The sequence below is a fragment of the Amycolatopsis sp. w19 genome (assembly GCF_051373225.1).
GTDB classification, from domain to species: domain Bacteria; phylum Actinomycetota; class Actinomycetes; order Mycobacteriales; family Pseudonocardiaceae; genus Amycolatopsis; species Amycolatopsis japonica.
The window spans coordinates 146969-165160 of record NZ_JBPQFM010000011.1 but is presented as its reverse complement, the minus strand read 5'-3'; the positions used below and the strand labels follow the sequence as shown (position 1 = coordinate 165160).

Genomic DNA, 18192 nt, shown 5'->3' with positions numbered 1-18192 from the left:
ATATTGCGTTGCGTGATCGCCGAGTGCGCGGGCAGTCTGTCGAAATGGGTCACGTGGAAGTCGCGCATGTCGAATACCACCTGCCCGACGGACGACTTCTCCTCGACGACGTCTCGTTCCGGGTCGGGGAGGGCAGCGTCTGCGCGCTCGTCGGCGCCAACGGGGCGGGCAAGACGACGTTGCTGCGGCTCATCTCCGGGGAACTCTCCCCCAGCGAGGGCTCGGTGACCATCAGCGGCGGGCTCGGGGTGATGCCTCAGTTCGTCGGGTCGGTACGCGACGAACGGACCGTACGGGACCTGCTCGTCTCGGTGTCGCCGGACGCGCTCCGCGCCGCCGCGCGTGCCGTCGACGAGACCGAACTCGCCTTGATGGAACGCGACGACGAAGCGAACCAGATGGCGTACGCGCAGGCGCTCGGCGACTGGGGTGACGCTCGCGGCTACGAAGCCGAAGTCGTATGGGACAAGTGCACGACGGCGGCGCTCAACCTGCCGTACGAGAAGGCGCGCTGGCGCGAGGTGCGCACGCTCTCCGGCGGCGAGCAGAAACGGCTGGTGCTGGAGGCGCTGCTCCTCGGCGGTTCCGGCGTCCTCCTGCTCGACGAGCCGGACAACTATCTCGACGTCCCCGGCAAGCAGTGGCTGGAAGAACGGCTGCGCGAGACCCAGAAGACCGTGCTGTTCGTTTCGCACGACCGGGAACTCCTCGCGCGAGCGGCGAAGAAGATCATCAGCGTCGAGCCCGGGCCCGCCGGCGGCGACGTCTGGGTGCACGGTGGCGGCTTCGACACCTATCACCAGGCGCGTGCGGAACGGTTCGAACGATTCGAGGAACTCCGCCGCCGGTGGGACGAAAAGCACGCCCAGCTCAAGAAACTCGTCGCCGACATGCGCCAGTACGCCGCGCGCAGCGACGAGATGGCCTCGCGCTACCACGCCGCGCAGACGCGGCTGCGCAAATTCGAGGAGGCCGGAGCGCCCGCCGCTCCCCCGCGCGAGCAGAAGATCACCATGCGCCTGCGGGGCGGCCGGACCGGGGTCCGCGCCGTCACCTGCGAAGGGCTCGAACTCAGCGGCCTGATGAAACCCTTCGATCTGGAGGTCTTTTACGGCGAACGGGTCGCGGTACTCGGCTCGAACGGCTCCGGAAAGTCGCATTTCCTGCGGCTACTGGCCGGTGAGGACGTCGCGCACGACGGACGGTGGAAGCTCGGCGCCCGCGTCGTCCCCGGCCATTTCGCGCAGACGCACGCCCATCCCGAACTGCTCGGGCAGACACTCGTCGACATTCTCTGGACCGGCTACGCGCGAAGCCGGGGGCCGGCGATGAACGTCCTGCGCCGATACGAACTCGACGGGCAGGGCGATCAGCGGTTCGAGAAGCTGTCCGGCGGCCAGCAGGCGCGGTTCCAGATCCTGCTGCTGGAGATCGGCGGCGCCACCATCCTGTTGCTCGACGAACCGACCGACAACCTCGACCTCGCTTCGGCGGAAGCGTTACAACAGGCGCTGGAAGCGTACGAAGGCACCACTGTCGCCGTGACGCACGACCGCTGGTTCGCGCGCTCCTTCGATCGGTACCTCGTGTTCGGCTCGGACGGGCAGGTGAGGGAAACGACGGAACCGGTGTGGGACGAGCGGCCGGTGCAACGCGCGCGCTGACTCACTCGGGTCGGTAAAGGCGACACACCAACGGGAGGTGCGTTCGGCGGCTCCGTCGTGTGTTTGAATGCCGCCGCGTGTCCGCATCGTCCCAAGGCTGGAGTTCCCCGTGGAGGCCGCTGCCATCCCCTTCGCCATCGCGGCCCTGTGCTGCGCGGCGTTCCTGGTGAGCTTCCTGCGCGACCGGCGCAAGTTGCGGAACGGCTTCTACCTGTTCTTCGCGCTCCTCTTCCTCGGCGTGACGTTCATCGCGCTCCTCGCCTCGGTTTCGCCCGAAGCGGCGGGTTTCGTCGCGGTCGGCGTGATCCTGCTGATCATCCCGACGGTTCTCGCGCTGACGGTCTTCCTGATCTGCAACGGGATCACCATGCTCCGCCGGGAGGGTCGCAGGCTGGCCAACGTCCTTTCGCTGCTGGCGGGGCTCGGCATCTGCGCGCTGATCGTCTTCAACGCCACCGTCACGCGGCTGGCCTGGGAGCCCCTCGACATCGTCCGGGGCATCCTGAACGGGCTGGTCGTCTACTTCTCGTTCCTGTTCGTCTGCTTCCTCCTGTACTCGATCGTCTACGGCCGCATCCGCACCGAGAAGGGCGTGGATTTCGTGGTGGTGCTGGGTTCGGGACTGCTGGACGGTCACCGCGTCCCGCCGCTGCTGGCCGGACGCCTGAACCGCGCCCGGCGCGTGATCGACGCCGAAGCCCGCCGCGGCGGGGAACCGATGGTGGTCACTTCGGGCGGGCAGGGACCCGACGAGGACCTGCCCGAGTCCCACGCCATGGCCGGGTATCTGGTCGAGAACGGCGTGCCGAGGGAGCGGATCCTGCTCGAAGACCGGTCTCGGACGACCTTCGAGAACCTCACCTTCAGCGCCGAGATCATGCGGCAGCGGAAGACGGACTACCGCTGCACGGTCGTCACGAACAACTTCCACGTACTCCGCGCCGCCCTCATCGCCCGCCGCGCGAAGGTGAACGGCCAGGTCATCGGGTCGCCGACGGCGTGGTACTTCTGGCCGAGCGCGACCATTCGCGAATTCGTCGCCATCGTGGTGGAGCACAAGTACAAGAACCTGGTGGTGTGCGGGCTCATCGTGCTCTCGCAGGTTTCCCGCGCCTTCTCGTGAGACCGCAGGACGGTTAGAACCGTCCACCGGCCCTGAGTCCCGGCAGCCGAGCGGGCGTGTTGTGAAAGCCACTTTCGCAACCTTCAACGTTGCGAAAGTGGCTTTCGCAACGTCCCGCGCCTTCTCGCGAAACCGCACTCACGTGATCGAAGCCGGAACTCCCGTGATCAGAGGCGGAACACCCGAGTGCGGCCTCCAATCACGCGAGTCACGTCCCTGATCACGTGAGTCACGTCTTCGCTCACGCCGCGCCTGGGTGCCCGGTCCGTGAAGGCCTCCTTGAGGGACTTCCCACTCACGAGACGCATCACCCACCAGAGAAATTTGACATCCCGGGCCGAATTCTCGCCGTCACCACTCAAGCCCGCATGACAAATCCCCGCCATCCGTTTGACAACACCGTTTTCCCCGGGTCATCGTCCTGCGCATGAGCGCTTACACCCGGCAGGCGATGGCGCGGCTGTTCGACCGGACGGCGGAGACCTACGACGCCCTCGGGGTCGACTTCTTCGGCACGTTCGCCGGGGAACTGCTCGACCGGGTCGCGCTCGTCCCCGGCGAGCGGGTGCTGGACGTCGGCTGTGGGCGGGGCGCGGTGTTGTTCCCGGCGGCCGGACGGGTCGGCGCGGGCGGATCGGTGCTGGGGATCGACCTGTCCGCGGAAATGGTCGAACGCACCGCGAAAGACGTCGAGGCGCGCGGCGCCAACGCCTCGGTTTCCCTTATGGACGCCCAAGAACCGACGCTGCCCGACGCCGCCTTCGACGTGGTCCTCGCGTCGTTCGTGGTCTTCTTCCTGCCCGATCCGGTCGCCGGGCTCCGGTCTTGGCATCGTCTCCTCGCGCCCGGCGGCCGCATGGGCGTGACCACGTTCGGCGCCGACGATCCGCGCTGGGCCGCCGTGCGTGAGGTGTTCAAACCGTTCGTATCACCGGAGCTGGCCTGGACGCTGGCCATCAGGTCGGGCCTGTTCGCCACCGTCGAAGGGTTCGGCCAGGCCGTGGAGTCAGCGGGCTTCACCGGTGTCACGTCCGTGGAACGCGTCTATCCGGTGAAATTCGCCGACCCCGGACACTGGATCACCTGGTCCTGGTCGCACGGCCAGCGGATGTTCTGGGAGCTGATCCCGGAAGACCGTCTCGGCGCCGTGCGCCAGGCCGTGCTCGCGGAGCTCGAACCGCTCCGCGAGCCCGACGGGAGCGTGGTGCTCGCGCAGACCGTGCGCTACACCCTCGCCCACCGCGGTTGACGGTTCACAACGCGAGCCTCGGCCAGGATGCCGTGTCCCGCGAAAGCTGCCGGTCGTGCGTCGCGATCACCACCGCGGCCGGTGTCGTCCCGAGCGCGGCGGTCAGCTCGTCGACGAGCGTGGCGGACAGGTGATTGGTCGGTTCGTCCAGCAGCAAGACATGCGGGCGACCGGCCAGTACGAGCGCCAGGTCCAGCCGGCGCCGGGCGCCGACCGACAGTTCGGCCACCGGCCGGTTGCGGTCGTAACCACCGAGCAGACCCAGTTCGCCCAGCCCCGGACCGGAGATCCCCGGCCTGGCGAGCCGTTCGTCGTACAGCTCCATCGCCGTCCGCCTGCCCGGCAGGTCGGATTCCTGTCCCAGCAGCCCGATCCGCGCCGATCGGGAGCGCGCGACCGTGCCCATGTCCGGCTCCAGTTCCCTGGCCAGCACGCTCAGGAGCGTCGACTTCCCCGCTCCGTTGCGGCCGGTGACCACCAGCCGGTCGCCGCTTTCCAGTGCCACGTCGACCGGACGCGCCAGCCGTCCGGCCACCGTCACCCCGGCGGCTCGGAGCAGGACCGCGCCGCCGTGTGACGGCAAGTCCGGCATGGAGAACCGGGCGGGCGGCGGCGGGACGGCCACCACGTGCCCGGCCAGTTCTTCCTGCCGCCGGTGGACCGCGCGGACCAGTCCGGGTGCGCGGGTGGCACGGACATGCCTGCCGGTGCCCTTGGGCGGGCGCCAGTTGTCCCGCAACCGGTTCCGGGCGGCGGACAGGTCGTCGGCCAGCCGTTGCCGCTCGGCGATCTGCTCGGCGTGCTCGGATTCCCAGCGGGCACGTTCGGCTCGGCGGGCCTCGACATGACTCGCGTATCCGCCGCCGTGGACGCGCGGCCTGCCGTCGCTCGACGGATCGAGGTCGATCACCGTGGTGGCGACGTCCGCGAGCAACGCCCGGTCGTGGCTGACCAGCACGACCACACCCGGGTGCGCGCGCAACCGCTCGGTGAGGTGTTCGAGGCCCGCCGCGTCGAGATGGTTCGTCGGTTCGTCGAGCAGCAGGACCGGATGCCCGGCGCCGAGCAGGCACGCGAGCCGGACCCGGTGGCGCTGCCCGACCGAGAGTGTCCCGAGTGGACGGTCACGGTCGTCCACGGCGTTCAAAGCCGCCAACGACACTTCGACGCGCCTGTCCGCGTCCCACGCGTCGAGTGCTTCGGCCTGTTCCAGCGCGGCGGCGAAAACGTCGTCCGCGCCCGGAAGACCCTCGCTGAGCGCCTCGGTGGCGGACTCGAGGCGAGCCAGCGCATCGCGGACGGCGGCGAGTTCGAGGTCGATCAGCGCGCCGACGGTGTCGGTCGCGCCGAGCGGGATCTGCTGGTCGGCGACGCCGGCCGCACCCGACCGGTGCACTTCGCCGCGATCCGCGGCCAGGTCACCGGCGAGCACCCGGAGAAGCGTGGTCTTGCCGCGACCGTTCTCCCCGACGATGGCGACCCGGTCACCGGCCGCGGCGACGAGATCGACGCCGGAGAGCACGGGTCGTCCCCCGAAGGAGAGATGGACGCCGGACAGGCGGACGTGCGCCGCGCGCACAGGCGCGGGCGAAAGAGGGGAATGCATGAAGGAACTGCCTCCGGTGAAGTGATGAGCAGGAAGAACGAACTCCGGTACCCGCGGCTCGCGGTACCGGTGGAGGCGTCGTTCCTCAGAGGAACAGCAGTTGCTGCATCACGCCCACGAGGGTAGGACACGGCCGGAGGCCTCCGCATCCGATTTTCGGAACCACACGTTCGCACCATCCCCCTGGCGTGCTGGTCACCACCCGAGCACCCGCTTCCACCTGCGGCTACGCGCCGGTCCTAGCCCGTGAGCGTCGCTTCAAACCACCACTTTCCGGGGTCACCCACAGGGGCACCACGACGGTTGCCATGATCACCGGCCCGGCCGACGGTGGGCTTCTCAGCAGCATCTTTCGAGAGGAGCAGGACCGATGGCGAAGACCATGCAGCCGCAGGAACTCATCGACAGTGCGGTGGTCGACCCGACCGGCAACAAGCTCGGGAAGGTGGGCAACGTCTACCTCGCCGACGCGACACGCCAGCCGGAATGGATCACCGTCAAGACGGGCCTGTTCGGCACCAAGGAGAGTTTCGTCCCGCTCTCGGGAGCGCATGCGGACCAGGACGGTGTGCACGTCCGTGTCGACAAGGACGCCGTCTCCGACGCGCCCCGTATCGAGGCCGACGGCCACCTGTCGATGGAGGAAAGCGCGCAGCTGTACAAGCATTACGGGCTCCCGATGCCGCGGACCTCGCCGGACGGCCGGATGGACGACCGGACGCAGGGCCGGGGCGACGGCGGCCGTGGCAAGGCGGGCATGGACCCGGGCACGCGTGCGGATTCCGGTCGGAAGGATCGGGACACCGAGCCCGCCATGACGCGGTCCGAGGAACGGCTGAACGTCGGCACCGAGCAGGTCGAGACCGGCCATGTCCGGCTGCGCAAGTACGTCGTCACCGAGGAGCAGCAGGTCACCGTTCCGGTCAGCCACGAGGAGGTCCGGATCGAGCGGGAGCCGATCACGAAGCCGGGCGGTGAGCGGGCCGAGATCGCCGAGGACGAACAGGAAGTCGTGCTGCACGCCGAGAAACCGGTGGTGGACAAGGAAACCGTAGCGGTCGAGCGGGCGAGGCTCAGGACCGAGACCGTCACCGAGGACCAGACGATCTCGGGCAAGGTCCGCAAGGAGCAGTTCGAGGTCGTCGACGACGAGGGCAAGCACCGGAAGTCGTGACCCGGAGCGGGCCGCCCGGGTTCAGCGCATGCGCCGGACCCGGGCGGCCGCGACCACGAAACCGGTCGCCACGGCCCCCGCGATCGCGCAGCCGACGCCGAACAGGACCGCGGGCTCGTGCACCCTCAGCACCGAGACGCAGAGCCACGCCGTCGCGCCGAACAGCAGGCCGAGCACCGGCCCGCCGACGAGCGCGCCCCGCCAGCGGTGTCCGTTGCGGAGGGTCCGCAGCCCGGATTCCAAGTACGCCAAGGCGAACAGGGCGAGGATCAGGCTGCCCGCGCCGAGCGCGCTCGCGAGCGGATGCTGTTCGGTGACGACGGTGAAGGTCCGCGGGACACCGTCCGCGGTCAGGGTCGCGGTGACGGCACCGCCGACGATCCACCGGGTGAGCCCGGGAAACGCGAGATCGGCACGGTAGCCCTCGCCCTCGGGTTTCGGGACCGCCGACGCGGAACCGAGCGGGATCCCGGCGGCGGAAAGGGCAAGGGTGACCTGGCCCGGGTTCCCCTCCCCCGTCACCGCGAACGTCTTGCTGAGGTCGAGCGACGCCGACGAGGCCGCGACGCCATCGATCTTCAGCGTCGTGGCCTCGTGCGGCAGCCGTTCCGGTGTGAGCAGGGTGAGCACCACGAGCACGATCGCGGCGACGGCCGCGGCCAGCCGGAACCAGAGCACCGAGCCCGGACGTTTCCCCGGTTCGAGTTCCGCGCGGGTCGCCGACAGCGTCGGATCCGGTGCGGGACGCCGGACCGGCCTGGTCGGTCCGTCTCCGGCGGGCACCGTCGCGCCGATCGCGGAGATCACCCTCGGAGTGAGGTGCCGCACCGGCACGCGAGAGCGTTCGAGCCAGCCCGGCCCGTACACGGCGGTGGCGGCGGAGGCGAGGTCGGCGGCGAAGGTCTCCGCGTCGCGGTACCGCGAGTCGAGTTCGCGCGAGAGGCTGCGCATGACGACCCCGGCTAGCGGTGACGGCACGCCGTCGATCGGGCGCGGATCGGTGAACATGTGCTGGCGCATCATGCTGATCGCGCCACGGGTGTTGTCGAACGGCAGTTTCCCGGACAGCAGTTCGTAGAGCACCGTGCCCGCCGAGTAGACGTCCGCCGCCGGGCTCAGCGCGTTGCCCATCGCCTGCTCGGGTGCGATGTAGGCGGGCGTGCCGAGGACTTCGCCGCCGTGCGTGACGAGGGTGGCGCCCTCGCTGATCACCTTCGCGATGCCGAAATCGGCCACCTTCATCACGCCTTGCGTGGTGAAGAGCAGGTTCTTCGGTTTGACGTCGAGATGCAGCACGCCCGCTTCGTGCGCCGCGTGGAGACCGGCGAGCATCGCCAGCCCGATCGCGCAGGCCTGTTCCCCGCCGATCTCGCCATTATGGAACCGGCTGTGCACCGTGCCGCCGTCTAGCCGTTCCATCACCATCAGGTGCTCACGGCCGGTGCGCACGTAGTCGTACACGGGCACGATGTGCGGATGGTCGAGGCTGGCCAGCACGCGCGCTTCGCGGTCGAAGAGTTCGCTGCTGACGGCGTGGTTCAGCACGTCCCACGGCAGTTGTTTGATGGCGACGTCGCGGCGCAGCGAACGGTGGACGCCGGCGAAGACGACCCCCATCCCGCCCTGGCCGATCGCGGGCCCGATCTCGTACTGCGGCAGCGCGGCGACGACCTCGGCGGGTGCGCTCATCGGTTGAATTCCTTGGTGTCGTCAGGAAACCGGACCGTCTCTTCACCGCTGGGGCCCGGCGCGGGATGCGGGGTCAGGTAGCCGAGCAGGAAGGCGATCGCGGCGGCGCCGAGGACCACCGGGATCTCGATCGCCGGCTCCGGCGGGACGAGCCGCAGCACCGACAGCGAGACGACGGCGACGAGCCCGGTGCCGAATCCGGCCGGCAGGAAACGCAGGCCGCGGCGCCACCTGTTGGCGGGAAGGCGGTGGCGGGCGAGCGCGAGCAGGGCGGTCAGCCACGCCAGCACGGTCAGCACGAGCATCGCGAGCCCGAAAGCGCCGTAGACGGACCAGAAGGATCCGCGGATGTCCGCGACGGTGGTCGCCTCGCCGAGCGTTCCGCGCTGCGCGTCGAGCAGTTCGACCGTCGACGGGAGCAGCCCGATCGCCTGACCGGACAGATCGGCCATGTCCAGCACGAAGGTCCTGGTGACCCGGCTGTGCGCGGGAACCTCGAACGGCGCCGTGGTGTCGTAGGCGAAGAAGGTCAGGGCCAGCGCCACCCCGGACACCCGGACGCTGCGGACCTTGACCGAAGTCCCTCCGCTGTTGGTGGCCGTGACGGTGAGTTCGAGCTGTTTCGCCGGATCGATCATGACCGTGGCGTTGGCGATCGGCCGGTCGTCGAGGGTGACCGCCAGGTCGAGCCTGCCGTCGAGGACGTCGTCCGCATTGGCCGGTGGTGCACCCAAGAGGATCGCGCACAGCCCCAACGCAACCCCTGCCGCGATGACACGTCCCATTTTGCGCATCCCCTGTTTTCCTTGGCCGACTGGTCCGGAATGCTACAGCGAGTACTTACCGGAGAGGGACGTCCCAATGCGTATCGTGGTTCGCCTGATATTCGGCACCGTGACCGGGTTGTTGTTCCTGCTTTCCCAGGTGGGGGCGGGAAACGCGCAGCAGTCCCCTTATCAGTCCACGGTTGGTTTGAAACCTTCGAGCGGACCCGCCGGGAGTTCTTTCACCATTTCCTGGAATTTCTCCCCGTGCAAAGGACCGATTTCCTTCACGTGGGAAGGAACGGCCATCACGTCGGTCAGTGCCCCCAGTGGACAGGTCGGGACGGCCGTTCCGGGCAACGCGACACCCGGTGGCCACACGGTCACGGGTACCTGCACGAACGCGCGGACCGGCGGGCCGTTGACCGGGAGCGCGACCTTCCGCGTGACCGGGACCGTGACCACGGCGCCGCCGACCACGAAGGTGCCGCCGACCACCAAGCCGACGGTCCCGGTGACCACCCCGACCAGACCGGGGACGACCACGACGCCGACCACTCCGGTGACCACGACGACGCCGCCCACCACGACACCACCGTCCACAACGGACACTCCCCCGCCGCCGACGGACGTTCCGTCGACGAGCAGCACCCCGCCGGGCCCGAACGACCTGGTCCTCGACCGGCCGAGTGTGCAACCCGGCGACGCGCTGTCCGCGACCGGCAAGGGCTGCACACCCGGCGAGCGGGTGACGCTGACGTCGGACGGCGAACGCGTCGGCGGTGCCTACGCCGACGGCACCGGCGCCTTCACCGCGGCCGTCGAGTTCACGCGGATCGAGGCGGGCAGGCACACCGTCGTCGCGGACTGCGGCGTGCGGCTGACCGGCGCCGTCGAGCAGGTCGTGACCAGCTCATCCGGCGGGCACAGCGGAACCCTGGTGGTGCTGGTGTTCTTCGTGCTGGCGGGGATCACCGTGATCCGCTTCCCCTGAGCTCAGCGCGGGGGCCGCATCGCCGCGCACACCAGGACCAGCGCGGCCAGGAAGAGGGCGGCGACCGCCACATCGATCAGGAAGCCGACGACGAGCGCGGTGATCATCGCTCACTCCTGGGCCGTCCGGGCGGCTTCGCGACGGCGCGCGTACAGGCTGGTGAACGAGACCGTGACGAGGACGGCGATGATCACGCCCAGCGAGGCCGGGGTCGGGACCTGCGGCACCGAAGGCCAGATCCCGTGGGCCCAATGCAGGACCAGCTTCACGCCGATGAAGGCGAGGATGATCGCGAGGCCGTGGTTCAGGTGGACCAGCTTAGCGAGCGCCGAGTGGAGCACGAAGTACAAGGCGCGCAAGCCCATCAGGGCGAAGGCGTTGGTGGCGAACACGAGGTACGGGTCTTCGGTGATGCCGTACACCGCGGGCACGGAATCGACCGCGAACACGACGTCGGTCGCGAAGACCGCGACGACCACGACCGCCAGCGGCGTTAGCGCGCGGCGTCCGTGTTCACGCACGGTCAGCCGGGTGCCGCGGTAGTCGTCCGTGACCGGCATCAGCTTACGCAGCAGGCGGACCGACCGCAGTTGGGAAAGGTCCATCTCGCTCTGACCGCCGGACATGGCCTCGCGCAGGATCTTGACCGCCGAAGCGAACAGGACCACGCCGAAGACGAGGAACGCCCAGGTCCCGGCCGACAGCATCGCGGCACCGGCCGCGATGAAGACGCCGCGGAGCACCAGCGCGCCCACGATGCCGTACAGCAGCACACGTTGCTGCACCTCGGACGGGACCGCGAAGGCGGCGAGCAACAGCATGAAGACGAACAGGTTGTCGACCGACAGGGATTTCTCGACGACGAACCCGGTCATGAACTCGAGCGCCTGACCGCCGCCGAACTCGAGCCACAACCAGAGCCCGAACACCACCGGAAGCGCCAGGTAGAAGGCCGACCAGCCGGCGGCCTCCCGCATCGAAACCTCGTGGGGGCGCCGGGTCACCGCGAAATCGGCGACGAGCAGTGCCAGCAGGACGGCGATGCTGATCGCCCACAACGCGGGCGATCCCACGGTTGCCACGGACTCGGGCATGGAGTCTCCTCGAACTCGAAGTTCGAGGTCTCCTTCACCCCGGTGGGGCGGCCTCCCGGGGACACCGGCGGGATGTCCGTACTGACCGGGCAGGCTCTTGGGAAGTACTCCCCTCGTCGGTCCAGTATCGCATTTAGTAAAGAGATATTAAAGCGGGGGTCAAGCCGGGCCCTCCCGCAAGACGCCGCGCACCGCGTCGACGGACAGGTCGTCCCAGGGGAATTCGGCCATCCACCAGGTCGCGCCCGCCCGCTCATAGGGCGCGAGATCCGTGCCCGCGGGCACGCCGATGGCGAAGTCGTACGGCGTCTCGTCACCTTCACGCAGCGCGGTGATCGTCTCGACCGCCTCGGCGAACTCGTCCGCGTGCGGCAGGTTCACCGGGAAGAACCCGTCGTACCGCGCGGCCCGGCGCATCGGCTTCGTCTTCCCCGGGAAACCGGCCAGCCACACGGGTATCGGGCGGGCGGGACGAGGCAGGAAGGTGATGTCGTCGACCGTGTAGTGCACGCCGTGGTGCCGCACGGGCTCACCGGACCAAGCGGCGGTGAGGATCTCGAGCGACTCGTCGAGCATCTCGGCGCGCTTGCGATCGTCCGGTTCGTCACCGGTCCTCGAGAACTCCCCGCCGAAGCGATCGCTGCCGAGCCCCGCGCCCAGGATCAGCCGTCCGCCGCTCAAGCGATCCAACGTGGCCGTCTCACGGGCGAGCTTGACCGGGCGGCGGCGGGCCGGCGGTGTGACCATCGGGCCGAAGGCGAGGTTCTCGGTGGCGGACGCGACGGCGGCGAGGGTGATCCACGGATCGGCGATCGCGCGCACCGGCTCGCGCCAGCGGATGTGGTCCCAGACGAACAAGCCGTGCCAGCCCGCTTCTTCGGCTTCGGCGGCGAGACGCGCGACGATCACCGGGTCGGCCAGTTCGTCGAAGATCGGCAGCCAGAGTGCTGAGCGCAGAGTCATGCCTGCGACCGTACGGACCGGCACCGACACTCGGGACGGTTCGGCGTGACCGAGTGGCGATTCGAATTCTGGAGGCTTTCGTCCTGCTGCCGTTGAGGGAGCCCGATACCGGCGAGTGCGGCTGCGTTCCGGAGGTTGAGTGTCCGGAACCGACCCGCACTTGGCTGCGACTTTGATCAACGGAGGATTCGGGACGCTGAGTGTCCCCAATCCTCCGTTGATCAAGGGCCAGGCGGCCCGAGTGTGGAGGATTCGGGACGCTCAACGTCCCAAATCCTCCACACTCGACCGTGCCGCGGCGAGCGTCCGACGTCATCGAACTCCGCGACCGGCGCTACCCCGACCCGCCACCTCGTCCACAGGTTGACAACTCCACTAGAGTTCAACCAGGACATTGATTAACCTCTTGGTTGAATACCTGCGGAAGAGAACCACGATGACCGACCTGACGATCACCCGTCTCCTCGACGCGCCGCGCGAGCTCGTCTTCCGCGTGTGGACCGATCCCGACCATCTCGCCCAGTGGTGGGGCCCGGCCGGCTTCACCAGCAGGTCCTGCACCGTCAACCTCACCGAGGGCGGCAAGTGGCGCACCTGCATCAGCGACGGCGAGACCGTGCTGTGGATGTCAGGCGTCTACCACGAGATCGTCCCGCCGGAGCGGCTCGTCTTCAGCTTCGCCTGGGAGGAGCCGGAAGGCTTCCGCGGGCACGACACCCTCGTCACGGTCGACTTCTTCGACCTCGACGGCAAGACGGAAATGTCGTTCCACCAAGCGATCTTCGAGACCGTGGCGGAGCGCGACAGCCACGTCGAAGGCTGGCAGTCCTGCTTCGGCCGCCTCACGGAGCATGTAGCAGACGCGAGCGGTCGATGAGATCGCTCATGGCCCGCTGAAACTCGCTTCGCCGTTTCTCGCTCCATCCGTCGGTGAGCTGATCGAAAACCTGTTCCTGCCAGCGGTGTGCCTGGTCGAGCATGGTCCGGCCCGCCGCCGTCAGCGAAACTTCACGACGGCGCCCATCGCTCCGCGAGGCCTCCATGGCCAGATGACCCGCTTCGATCGCGGCCTTCACCAGCCGAGACGCGCCGCTCTGGTCGAGGCCGATCTCGACGGCGATCGCGTTCACCGTCGTCTCGGCCCTGCGCTCGGCGAGAGAGTGGACCGCCTCGCCGACGAGGACGAGACGGCCCTGATCGGCGACGGCCGCCGTCCGGCGCGACCAGTGCCGGACGAAGGCGAACAGCGCCTGACCAGGACCTTGGGTGCTCATTCGGTCGCCGCCATCTCGCGGCAGATGTACGCCAGTTCGAGCGCGGACTTCAGATCGGGCAGCCGGAGCGCCGCGGTGACCTTGCCGCCGCCCACCCGGAACACGGTCGCCACCCGCGTCGGCCCCGCGCTTTCGGGCCAGGTCGCGTCCTCCTCCACCACCATCAGGCGATCGCTGACCGGATGCCACGATCGCGGCTTCAGCCTGATCCCCGACCGATCCACCCAGTCGGCGAACTGCGCGGACGTGATCGGCCCGGCGCCCTTCGGCCCGAGGACGACGACGGGATCCCCGACCGCGGCCGCCGATCGCCTCAGATCGCCTTCGTTGACGCTCTCGTGCCATTCGTTGATCGCCGTCTCGAGTTCCATGGCTCAACTATATGCGAAACGCATACACTTAGCCCACCTCCCGGAGCACCTGCCGAGCCCGCGCCACCCCGTCCTCCTCACGCAGCCGCGCCGCGACGTACTGCGCGCCGCGACGGAACAGGAGGTTGCCGGACAGCTCCAGCAGCCGCGCGGTCAGCGAGTCCGCGGTCAGCTCCCGCAGCGGCAGTGGACGCGGCCCGGCGCCGAGCCGGAAGACCCGGTCGCCCCAGTACGGCTGGTCGGAGAAGACCGGGCAGACCAGTGAGGGAACGCCCGCGCGCAACGCGGCCGCGGTCGTGCCCGCGCCACCGTGGTGCACCACCGCCGCGGCGCGCGGGAACAGCCACGCGTGCGGAACGTCCCCGACGGTCAGCAGATCGTCGTCGCCTGCTCCGGCATCGGTACCGAGCAGGCCGCGCAACCCCACGCGGCGCAACGCCGTGCGGACGGCCGTGAACGTCCGCTCCGCCTCCGACGGCCGCATGCTGCCGAAACCGACGTACACCGGAGGCGGCCCGGACGCGAGGAAATCCCTCAGGCGCGGGTCCGGCCGCCAGGCGGCGGGCGCCTCAAGGAACCAGTAGCCGGTGACGTGGACCCGCGCGGGCCAGTCCTTCGGCCGGGGCACCACGGCGTCGGAAAACCCGCACAGCACCGGAGTTTCCGTCCGTCGTGGCCCGCGCAAACCGGCCGAGGGCAGGCCGAGTGACCGCTCGCGCCATCTGTCCACCTCCGGCCGCAGCACCTGCCACGCGACGGTGTCGACGGCGCGGAAGCTCAGCCGCCTGCCGCACGGCCCGGTCTTGGCCGCCCACGGCACCAGCGGATGCGCGAAGGCCCCCGTGGGCACGCTGGGCTGGTAGTGCAGTTCGACGTCGGGAACGCCGAGCGACGCGCCCAGATGCGCGCCGAGGAATCCCAGCGTCGGGGCGAGTACGAGGTCCGCTCCCGCCGATCCCTCGTGGACGTCGGCCAGCAGGCGCTCCATCACCGGGGCCAGCGCGCCGCGTAACCCGCGCAGGAAGGTCGCGGACGTGCGCCCCTCCGTCCATTCGCGTCCGCCGTCCGAACCGAGGATCTCCGCGGGATCGGCCGAGAGCGGCGCGAAATCCAGGCCGTGCGAGGTCACCAGGGTCCGGAACCGTTCGGCCGCCAGCACCCGCACCCGATCGCCGTCGAGACCACGCCCCAAGGCGATGCACGGCTGGACGTCGCCCCGCGAGCCGGGAGCGACGATCACGACGCGCCGGCTCATCGCTTCGCCGCCGTCAGCCGGTAACGGAGCCGGAACGGCAGGTTCGCCAGCACGGCGGCGATCCGCGCGTCCCTGCCCACCAGATACCTCGGCGCGAAGCGGCGTGCGGTCAGCGCGTGGACCACGACCCGTGCCGCCCGCTCGGGCGGCACACCGTTCCGCGCGGACCGCTCAGCGCTGCGCTCGGCCTCGTCCAGTTGCGCCGCATACCTTTCCCGCGCGGCTTCCGGCAGTGCGGCACGCACTTCTTCGGCGGCGACGCGGGCACGCGGCCAGATCGAGGTGGCGACGGCGCCGGGTTCGACGAGGACGACGCCGATCCCGGACGGGGCCAGCTCGGCGCGCAGGCTGTCGGTCAACCCGACCAAGGCGAACTTCGACGTGTGATACGGCCCGACCATCGGCCCCGCGATCCGCCCGCCCATCGACCCGACCGTGACGACCCTGGCACCGGTCGCGGCGCGCAGCGCGGGCAGCATCGCCTGCGTGACGGCCAGCTGACCGGTGACGTTGACCTCCAGCTGCTGCCGGAAATCGTCGAGCGGGACATGTTCCAACGGTCCTGGCCGGGCCATCCCGGCGTTGTTCACCAGTCCCCGCAACGGGCCCGCCGCCGCGACCTTCTCCCCGCAGTCCGCGATCGACGCCGGATCCCGCAGATCCATCCGCAGCACGGTGACCGCCTCGCCGAAGGTCCGCGCGAGGTCCGTTTCATCCGCGTCGGTGCGGACACTGGCCCAGACGTGGGCGTCCCGCCGGACGAGTTCGGCCACGCAAGCCCGGCCGATCCCGCTCGACGCCCCGGTGACCACAAAGGACGGACGGGTCACGACGCCTCCCCCGCCTTCACCGGCGCGGCGAGGGCACGCAGCATCCGCGGCCACGTCTTGTGCAACTGGTCCTGCCAGTACGCCCAATGATGCGTGCCCGCCCCGTAGAAGTCCGTCATGACCGGGACACCGAGCCGGTTCAGCCGGTCGGCCATCGCGGTGGTCTGCCCGGAGCAGAGGAATTCGAGCAGCATGGCGCCGGGCAGCACGTCGATCGGGAGCTTGCCGTCGAACGGCCCCGGGAGGCCGTTGCCCGTCGACAGGTACAGCTCGGTGCCACGCAGGCGGTCGGCGTTCACCAGCGGGTCGTGCGCGTCCCAGCGCGACGCCTCTCGACGACGGTCACCCCAGAGCGCTTCGGGGTCTTGCCGGGCGGAAGCGACGATCGCACTGGTCAGCAGCTCGCCGTACGGACCCGTGGGGTTGAGGTTGCCGCTGAACGACCCGGCGAACCGGAACACCCCCGGCCGCCGGGCGGCGAGTTCGACCGCACCGTAGCCGCCGAGTGACAGCCCCGCCGCCACTCGGCGACCGTCCCCGCGATAGCCGCGATCGATCAGCTGCGGGATCTCGACGGCGGTGAAGGTCTCCCATTGATTGAGCACGACGTTCTTGCCGTAATTCCACCAGTCGGAAAAGAACCCCGCCGAACCGGAGCCCGGCATCACCACCAGCGCGCCGGAGTCGTCGGCGAGCTTCCGGATGTCGGTGTTGGCGGTCCAGCCGCGATAGTCCTGCAGCCGTGTCTCCCCGGCGAGCAGGTACACCGCCGGCCACTTCCGTTGCGGTTCGGCGGCCCATCCCGACGGCAGGATCAGCCGGACCATCGCGTAACTCCCGACGCCGACCGAGCGCACGGTGAGGTCCAGCATCCGCGGATCACCGTCCACAGTGGTCTGGGCCACGACGTGCGAGCCGTCGTCGGCCCTGGCGTCCGGGACACCGCTCTCGGCCTGCGCCGGGGCCGCGACGACGCCCGGCAGCAGGAAGATGACGGCCGCGACCGCCCACAGCCGCCTCGAAGTATTGCGCATACGTAATCCTTTGTCCCGGTCGTTCGACAGAATTCGAAAATGTGACGGCGATTACCCGAGAAAGAAAATCAGCGGTGGCGACACGTTAAGCGGACGGGCCGCTTCCGCGCAATTGTCCTGCCCACAATCCGGGAGGACAATATGAATGCCAGGGAAACAAGAAAACCATCGACCTCCCCCAGTCGGGTGACCCATCACTCACGGACGGTGAGCGACTGTGGCACGGGAGTACCAGATCAGCTCGCACACCAGCGAAAAGTCCGGAAAACGCAGGTCACGTCCTGTACACGAAGGACATTTACGTTCTCTTGACGCCTTCCGGTATTCGATTTCCCGTCGTAGCCTTCGTCGTGCCGCCCGGGTTCGGCGTTCCCCGACGCGACCCCGGCGCCCGCGTCCCACCGAAGGGACCAAACCTCCCCACGGACCCTTCCGAAAGGGCTATTCATGGCTGCCCGAATTCGCGCACTCGTCGTGTCCGCCGCCGCGGTCGCGACCATTTCCGGCACGCCTGGAGAATCGATTCAGGCCGCGCCCGCACCGCCTCCGCCCACCGTTCCGGAGGCCGCCCTGCTGCCACCGGAAACCGTCCCGCACGCGTCCGCGCGCGACGGTTTCGACGTGGCCTCGGCACTGTCCACCTCGAACCGTCGAGAGAGCAGGGTCGACGTCGGCGGTTGCGAAGACGTCGTCCACGGCAGGCTGGTCGGCGACGGCGCCGCCGGCCAGGGCTTCCAGTCCGCCGTCCCCGGCGGCCAGGTCTCCGAACTGGTCGCCCGCATGACGAACCCACCCGATCTGGCGGCCTGGGCCGCGCAGGCCGGGCGGTGCTCGAAGGTGACGGTCGACGACGCGGCCGGTACCGCGGTGTCGACCGTCACCGTCCACCCGGCTCCTGTCGTGCCAGGCGCGAAAACCCTTTCCTACGAACAACTCCTGACGCTCCCCGGGCAGCCCCCCGAGCTGCCGGGACTGCGTCTGCGCACCGTCGCCATCGCCGCCGACGACGTGCTGGTCGTGCTTCGTGACGCCGGGACCACCGGCCTCGATCTCGACGCGCTCGCCGTCGACGCCTGGCGGCACGCCGCCGGTCCGCTCGGCCGCTGAT

Annotated in this window: 18 protein-coding genes; 7 read left to right on the top strand and 11 right to left on the bottom strand. The window is 69.4% G+C overall.

The genetic code is table 11. The annotated features are described in order from the left end of the window. Positions 1-44 precede the first annotated feature (44 nt). From ACSMFO_RS22405 to ACSMFO_RS22395, 3 genes are all read left to right on the top strand, one after another. On the top strand, positions 45-1664 hold the full coding sequence (locus tag ACSMFO_RS22405) for an ABC-F family ATP-binding cassette domain-containing protein (protein WP_436460376.1): 1620 nt from the start codon (positions 45-47) through the stop codon (positions 1662-1664). Between the two features lie 109 nt (positions 1665-1773). Next, positions 1774-2787: a YdcF family protein gene (locus ACSMFO_RS22400; protein WP_436460375.1), complete on the top strand. Its 1014-nt coding sequence runs from the start codon at positions 1774-1776 to the stop codon at positions 2785-2787. A 427-nt stretch (positions 2788-3214) separates the two neighbouring features. Continuing rightward, complete coding sequence (locus tag ACSMFO_RS22395; RefSeq protein WP_436460374.1) at positions 3215-4036, top strand: class I SAM-dependent methyltransferase; 822 nt, start codon at positions 3215-3217, stop codon at positions 4034-4036. Positions 4037-4040: 4 nt separating this feature from the next. On the opposite strand, the gene ACSMFO_RS22390 is transcribed toward ACSMFO_RS22395, so the two are convergent. Next, entirely contained in the window at positions 4041-5642 is a 1602-nt protein-coding gene (locus tag ACSMFO_RS22390) for an ABC-F family ATP-binding cassette domain-containing protein (RefSeq protein ID WP_436460373.1), read from the bottom strand. 370 nt (positions 5643-6012) lie between these two features. On the opposite strand from ACSMFO_RS22390, the gene ACSMFO_RS22385 reads away from it, so the two are divergent. Continuing rightward, positions 6013-6816 (top strand): DUF2382 domain-containing protein, encoded by an 804-nt coding sequence (locus ACSMFO_RS22385; protein WP_436460372.1) that lies wholly within the window; start codon positions 6013-6015, stop codon positions 6814-6816. Between the two features lie 21 nt (positions 6817-6837). Here ACSMFO_RS22385 and ACSMFO_RS22380 read toward each other — a convergent pair whose 3' ends face one another. The 3 genes from ACSMFO_RS22380 to ACSMFO_RS22370 form a co-directional block, all read right to left on the bottom strand. Beyond that, the gene (locus ACSMFO_RS22380) at positions 6838-8505 is read right to left on the bottom strand and encodes a serine/threonine-protein kinase (protein ID WP_436460371.1); all 1668 of its coding nucleotides are present in this window, start codon (positions 8503-8505) and stop codon (positions 6838-6840) included. Further along, positions 8502-9290, bottom strand: a complete 789-nt coding sequence (locus ACSMFO_RS22375) for a hypothetical protein (RefSeq protein ID WP_436460370.1) — start codon at positions 9288-9290, stop codon at positions 8502-8504. Before ACSMFO_RS22375 ends, ACSMFO_RS22380 begins: the two co-directional genes overlap by 4 nt. 171 nt (positions 9291-9461) lie before the next feature. After that, positions 9462-9857, bottom strand: a complete 396-nt coding sequence (locus ACSMFO_RS22370) for a hypothetical protein (RefSeq protein ID WP_436460369.1) — start codon at positions 9855-9857, stop codon at positions 9462-9464. On the opposite strand from ACSMFO_RS22370, the gene ACSMFO_RS22365 reads away from it, so the two are divergent. Then, entirely contained in the window at positions 9832-10263 is a 432-nt protein-coding gene (locus tag ACSMFO_RS22365; RefSeq protein WP_436460368.1) for a hypothetical protein, read from the top strand. The two genes, ACSMFO_RS22370 and ACSMFO_RS22365, sit on opposite strands and share 26 nt — an antisense overlap. A gap of 110 nt (positions 10264-10373) precedes the next feature. Here ACSMFO_RS22365 and ACSMFO_RS22360 read toward each other — a convergent pair whose 3' ends face one another. Beyond that, positions 10374-11357, bottom strand: coding sequence for a TerC/Alx family metal homeostasis membrane protein (locus tag ACSMFO_RS22360; protein ID WP_395871580.1), 984 nt, complete (start codon positions 11355-11357; stop codon positions 10374-10376). 159 nt (positions 11358-11516) lie between these two features. Beyond that, positions 11517-12320, bottom strand: coding sequence for an LLM class flavin-dependent oxidoreductase (locus ACSMFO_RS22355; RefSeq protein WP_038512070.1), 804 nt, complete (start codon positions 12318-12320; stop codon positions 11517-11519). Between the two features lie 436 nt (positions 12321-12756). Between ACSMFO_RS22355 and ACSMFO_RS22350 the strand changes: the two genes are divergently transcribed. Further along, complete coding sequence (locus ACSMFO_RS22350) at positions 12757-13197, top strand: SRPBCC family protein (protein ID WP_360130370.1); 441 nt, start codon at positions 12757-12759, stop codon at positions 13195-13197. Here ACSMFO_RS22350 and ACSMFO_RS22345 read toward each other — a convergent pair. Genes ACSMFO_RS22345 through ACSMFO_RS22325 form a run of 5 tightly spaced genes read right to left on the bottom strand, consistent with a single transcriptional unit; the run spans position 13163 to position 17084 of the window. Beyond that, positions 13163-13594, bottom strand: a complete 432-nt coding sequence (locus ACSMFO_RS22345; protein ID WP_436460367.1) for a MarR family winged helix-turn-helix transcriptional regulator — start codon at positions 13592-13594, stop codon at positions 13163-13165. The two genes, ACSMFO_RS22350 and ACSMFO_RS22345, sit on opposite strands and share 35 nt — an antisense overlap. After that, positions 13591-13965, bottom strand: coding sequence for a hypothetical protein (locus tag ACSMFO_RS22340; RefSeq protein WP_378413059.1), 375 nt, complete (start codon positions 13963-13965; stop codon positions 13591-13593). Before ACSMFO_RS22340 ends, ACSMFO_RS22345 begins: the two co-directional genes overlap by 4 nt. A gap of 28 nt (positions 13966-13993) precedes the next feature. Beyond that, a complete protein-coding gene (locus ACSMFO_RS22335; protein WP_436460366.1) occupies positions 13994-15220 on the bottom strand; it encodes a glycosyltransferase in 1227 nt (408 codons plus the stop codon). Then, positions 15217-16050, bottom strand: a complete 834-nt coding sequence (locus tag ACSMFO_RS22330) for an SDR family NAD(P)-dependent oxidoreductase (RefSeq protein ID WP_436460365.1) — start codon at positions 16048-16050, stop codon at positions 15217-15219. Before ACSMFO_RS22330 ends, ACSMFO_RS22335 begins: the two co-directional genes overlap by 4 nt. Then, positions 16047-17084 (bottom strand): alpha/beta hydrolase, encoded by a 1038-nt coding sequence (locus ACSMFO_RS22325; RefSeq protein ID WP_436460364.1) that lies wholly within the window; start codon positions 17082-17084, stop codon positions 16047-16049. Before ACSMFO_RS22325 ends, ACSMFO_RS22330 begins: the two co-directional genes overlap by 4 nt. Before the next feature lie 447 nt (positions 17085-17531). Between ACSMFO_RS22325 and ACSMFO_RS22320 the strand changes: the two genes are divergently transcribed. Beyond that, positions 17532-18191: a hypothetical protein gene (locus ACSMFO_RS22320; protein WP_436460363.1), complete on the top strand. Its 660-nt coding sequence runs from the start codon at positions 17532-17534 to the stop codon at positions 18189-18191. Position 18192: the final 1 nt, after the last annotated feature.

Bases quoted from the DNA above. Each gene is read 5' to 3' on its own strand.
- ACSMFO_RS22405 (WP_436460376.1), top strand. From the start codon at position 45: ATGGGTCACGTGGAAGTCGCGCATGTCGAATACCACCTGCCCGACGGA.
- ACSMFO_RS22395 (WP_436460374.1), top strand. From the start codon at position 3,215: ATGAGCGCTTACACCCGGCAGGCGATGGCGCGGCTGTTCGACCGGACG.
- ACSMFO_RS22390 (WP_436460373.1), bottom strand. From the start codon at position 5,642: ATGCATTCCCCTCTTTCGCCCGCGCCTGTGCGCGCGGCGCACGTCCGC.
- ACSMFO_RS22385 (WP_436460372.1), top strand. From the start codon at position 6,013: ATGGCGAAGACCATGCAGCCGCAGGAACTCATCGACAGTGCGGTGGTC.
- ACSMFO_RS22380 (WP_436460371.1), bottom strand. From the start codon at position 8,505: ATGAGCGCACCCGCCGAGGTCGTCGCCGCGCTGCCGCAGTACGAGATC.
- ACSMFO_RS22375 (WP_436460370.1), bottom strand. From the start codon at position 9,290: ATGGGACGTGTCATCGCGGCAGGGGTTGCGTTGGGGCTGTGCGCGATC.
- ACSMFO_RS22360 (WP_395871580.1), bottom strand. From the start codon at position 11,357: ATGCCCGAGTCCGTGGCAACCGTGGGATCGCCCGCGTTGTGGGCGATC.
- ACSMFO_RS22355 (WP_038512070.1), bottom strand. From the start codon at position 12,320: ATGACTCTGCGCTCAGCACTCTGGCTGCCGATCTTCGACGAACTGGCC.
- ACSMFO_RS22350 (WP_360130370.1), top strand. From the start codon at position 12,757: ATGACCGACCTGACGATCACCCGTCTCCTCGACGCGCCGCGCGAGCTC.
- ACSMFO_RS22345 (WP_436460367.1), bottom strand. From the start codon at position 13,594: ATGAGCACCCAAGGTCCTGGTCAGGCGCTGTTCGCCTTCGTCCGGCAC.
- ACSMFO_RS22340 (WP_378413059.1), bottom strand. From the start codon at position 13,965: ATGGAACTCGAGACGGCGATCAACGAATGGCACGAGAGCGTCAACGAA.
- ACSMFO_RS22335 (WP_436460366.1), bottom strand. From the start codon at position 15,220: ATGAGCCGGCGCGTCGTGATCGTCGCTCCCGGCTCGCGGGGCGACGTC.
- ACSMFO_RS22325 (WP_436460364.1), bottom strand. From the start codon at position 17,084: ATGCGCAATACTTCGAGGCGGCTGTGGGCGGTCGCGGCCGTCATCTTC.
- ACSMFO_RS22320 (WP_436460363.1), top strand. From the start codon at position 17,532: ATGGCTGCCCGAATTCGCGCACTCGTCGTGTCCGCCGCCGCGGTCGCG.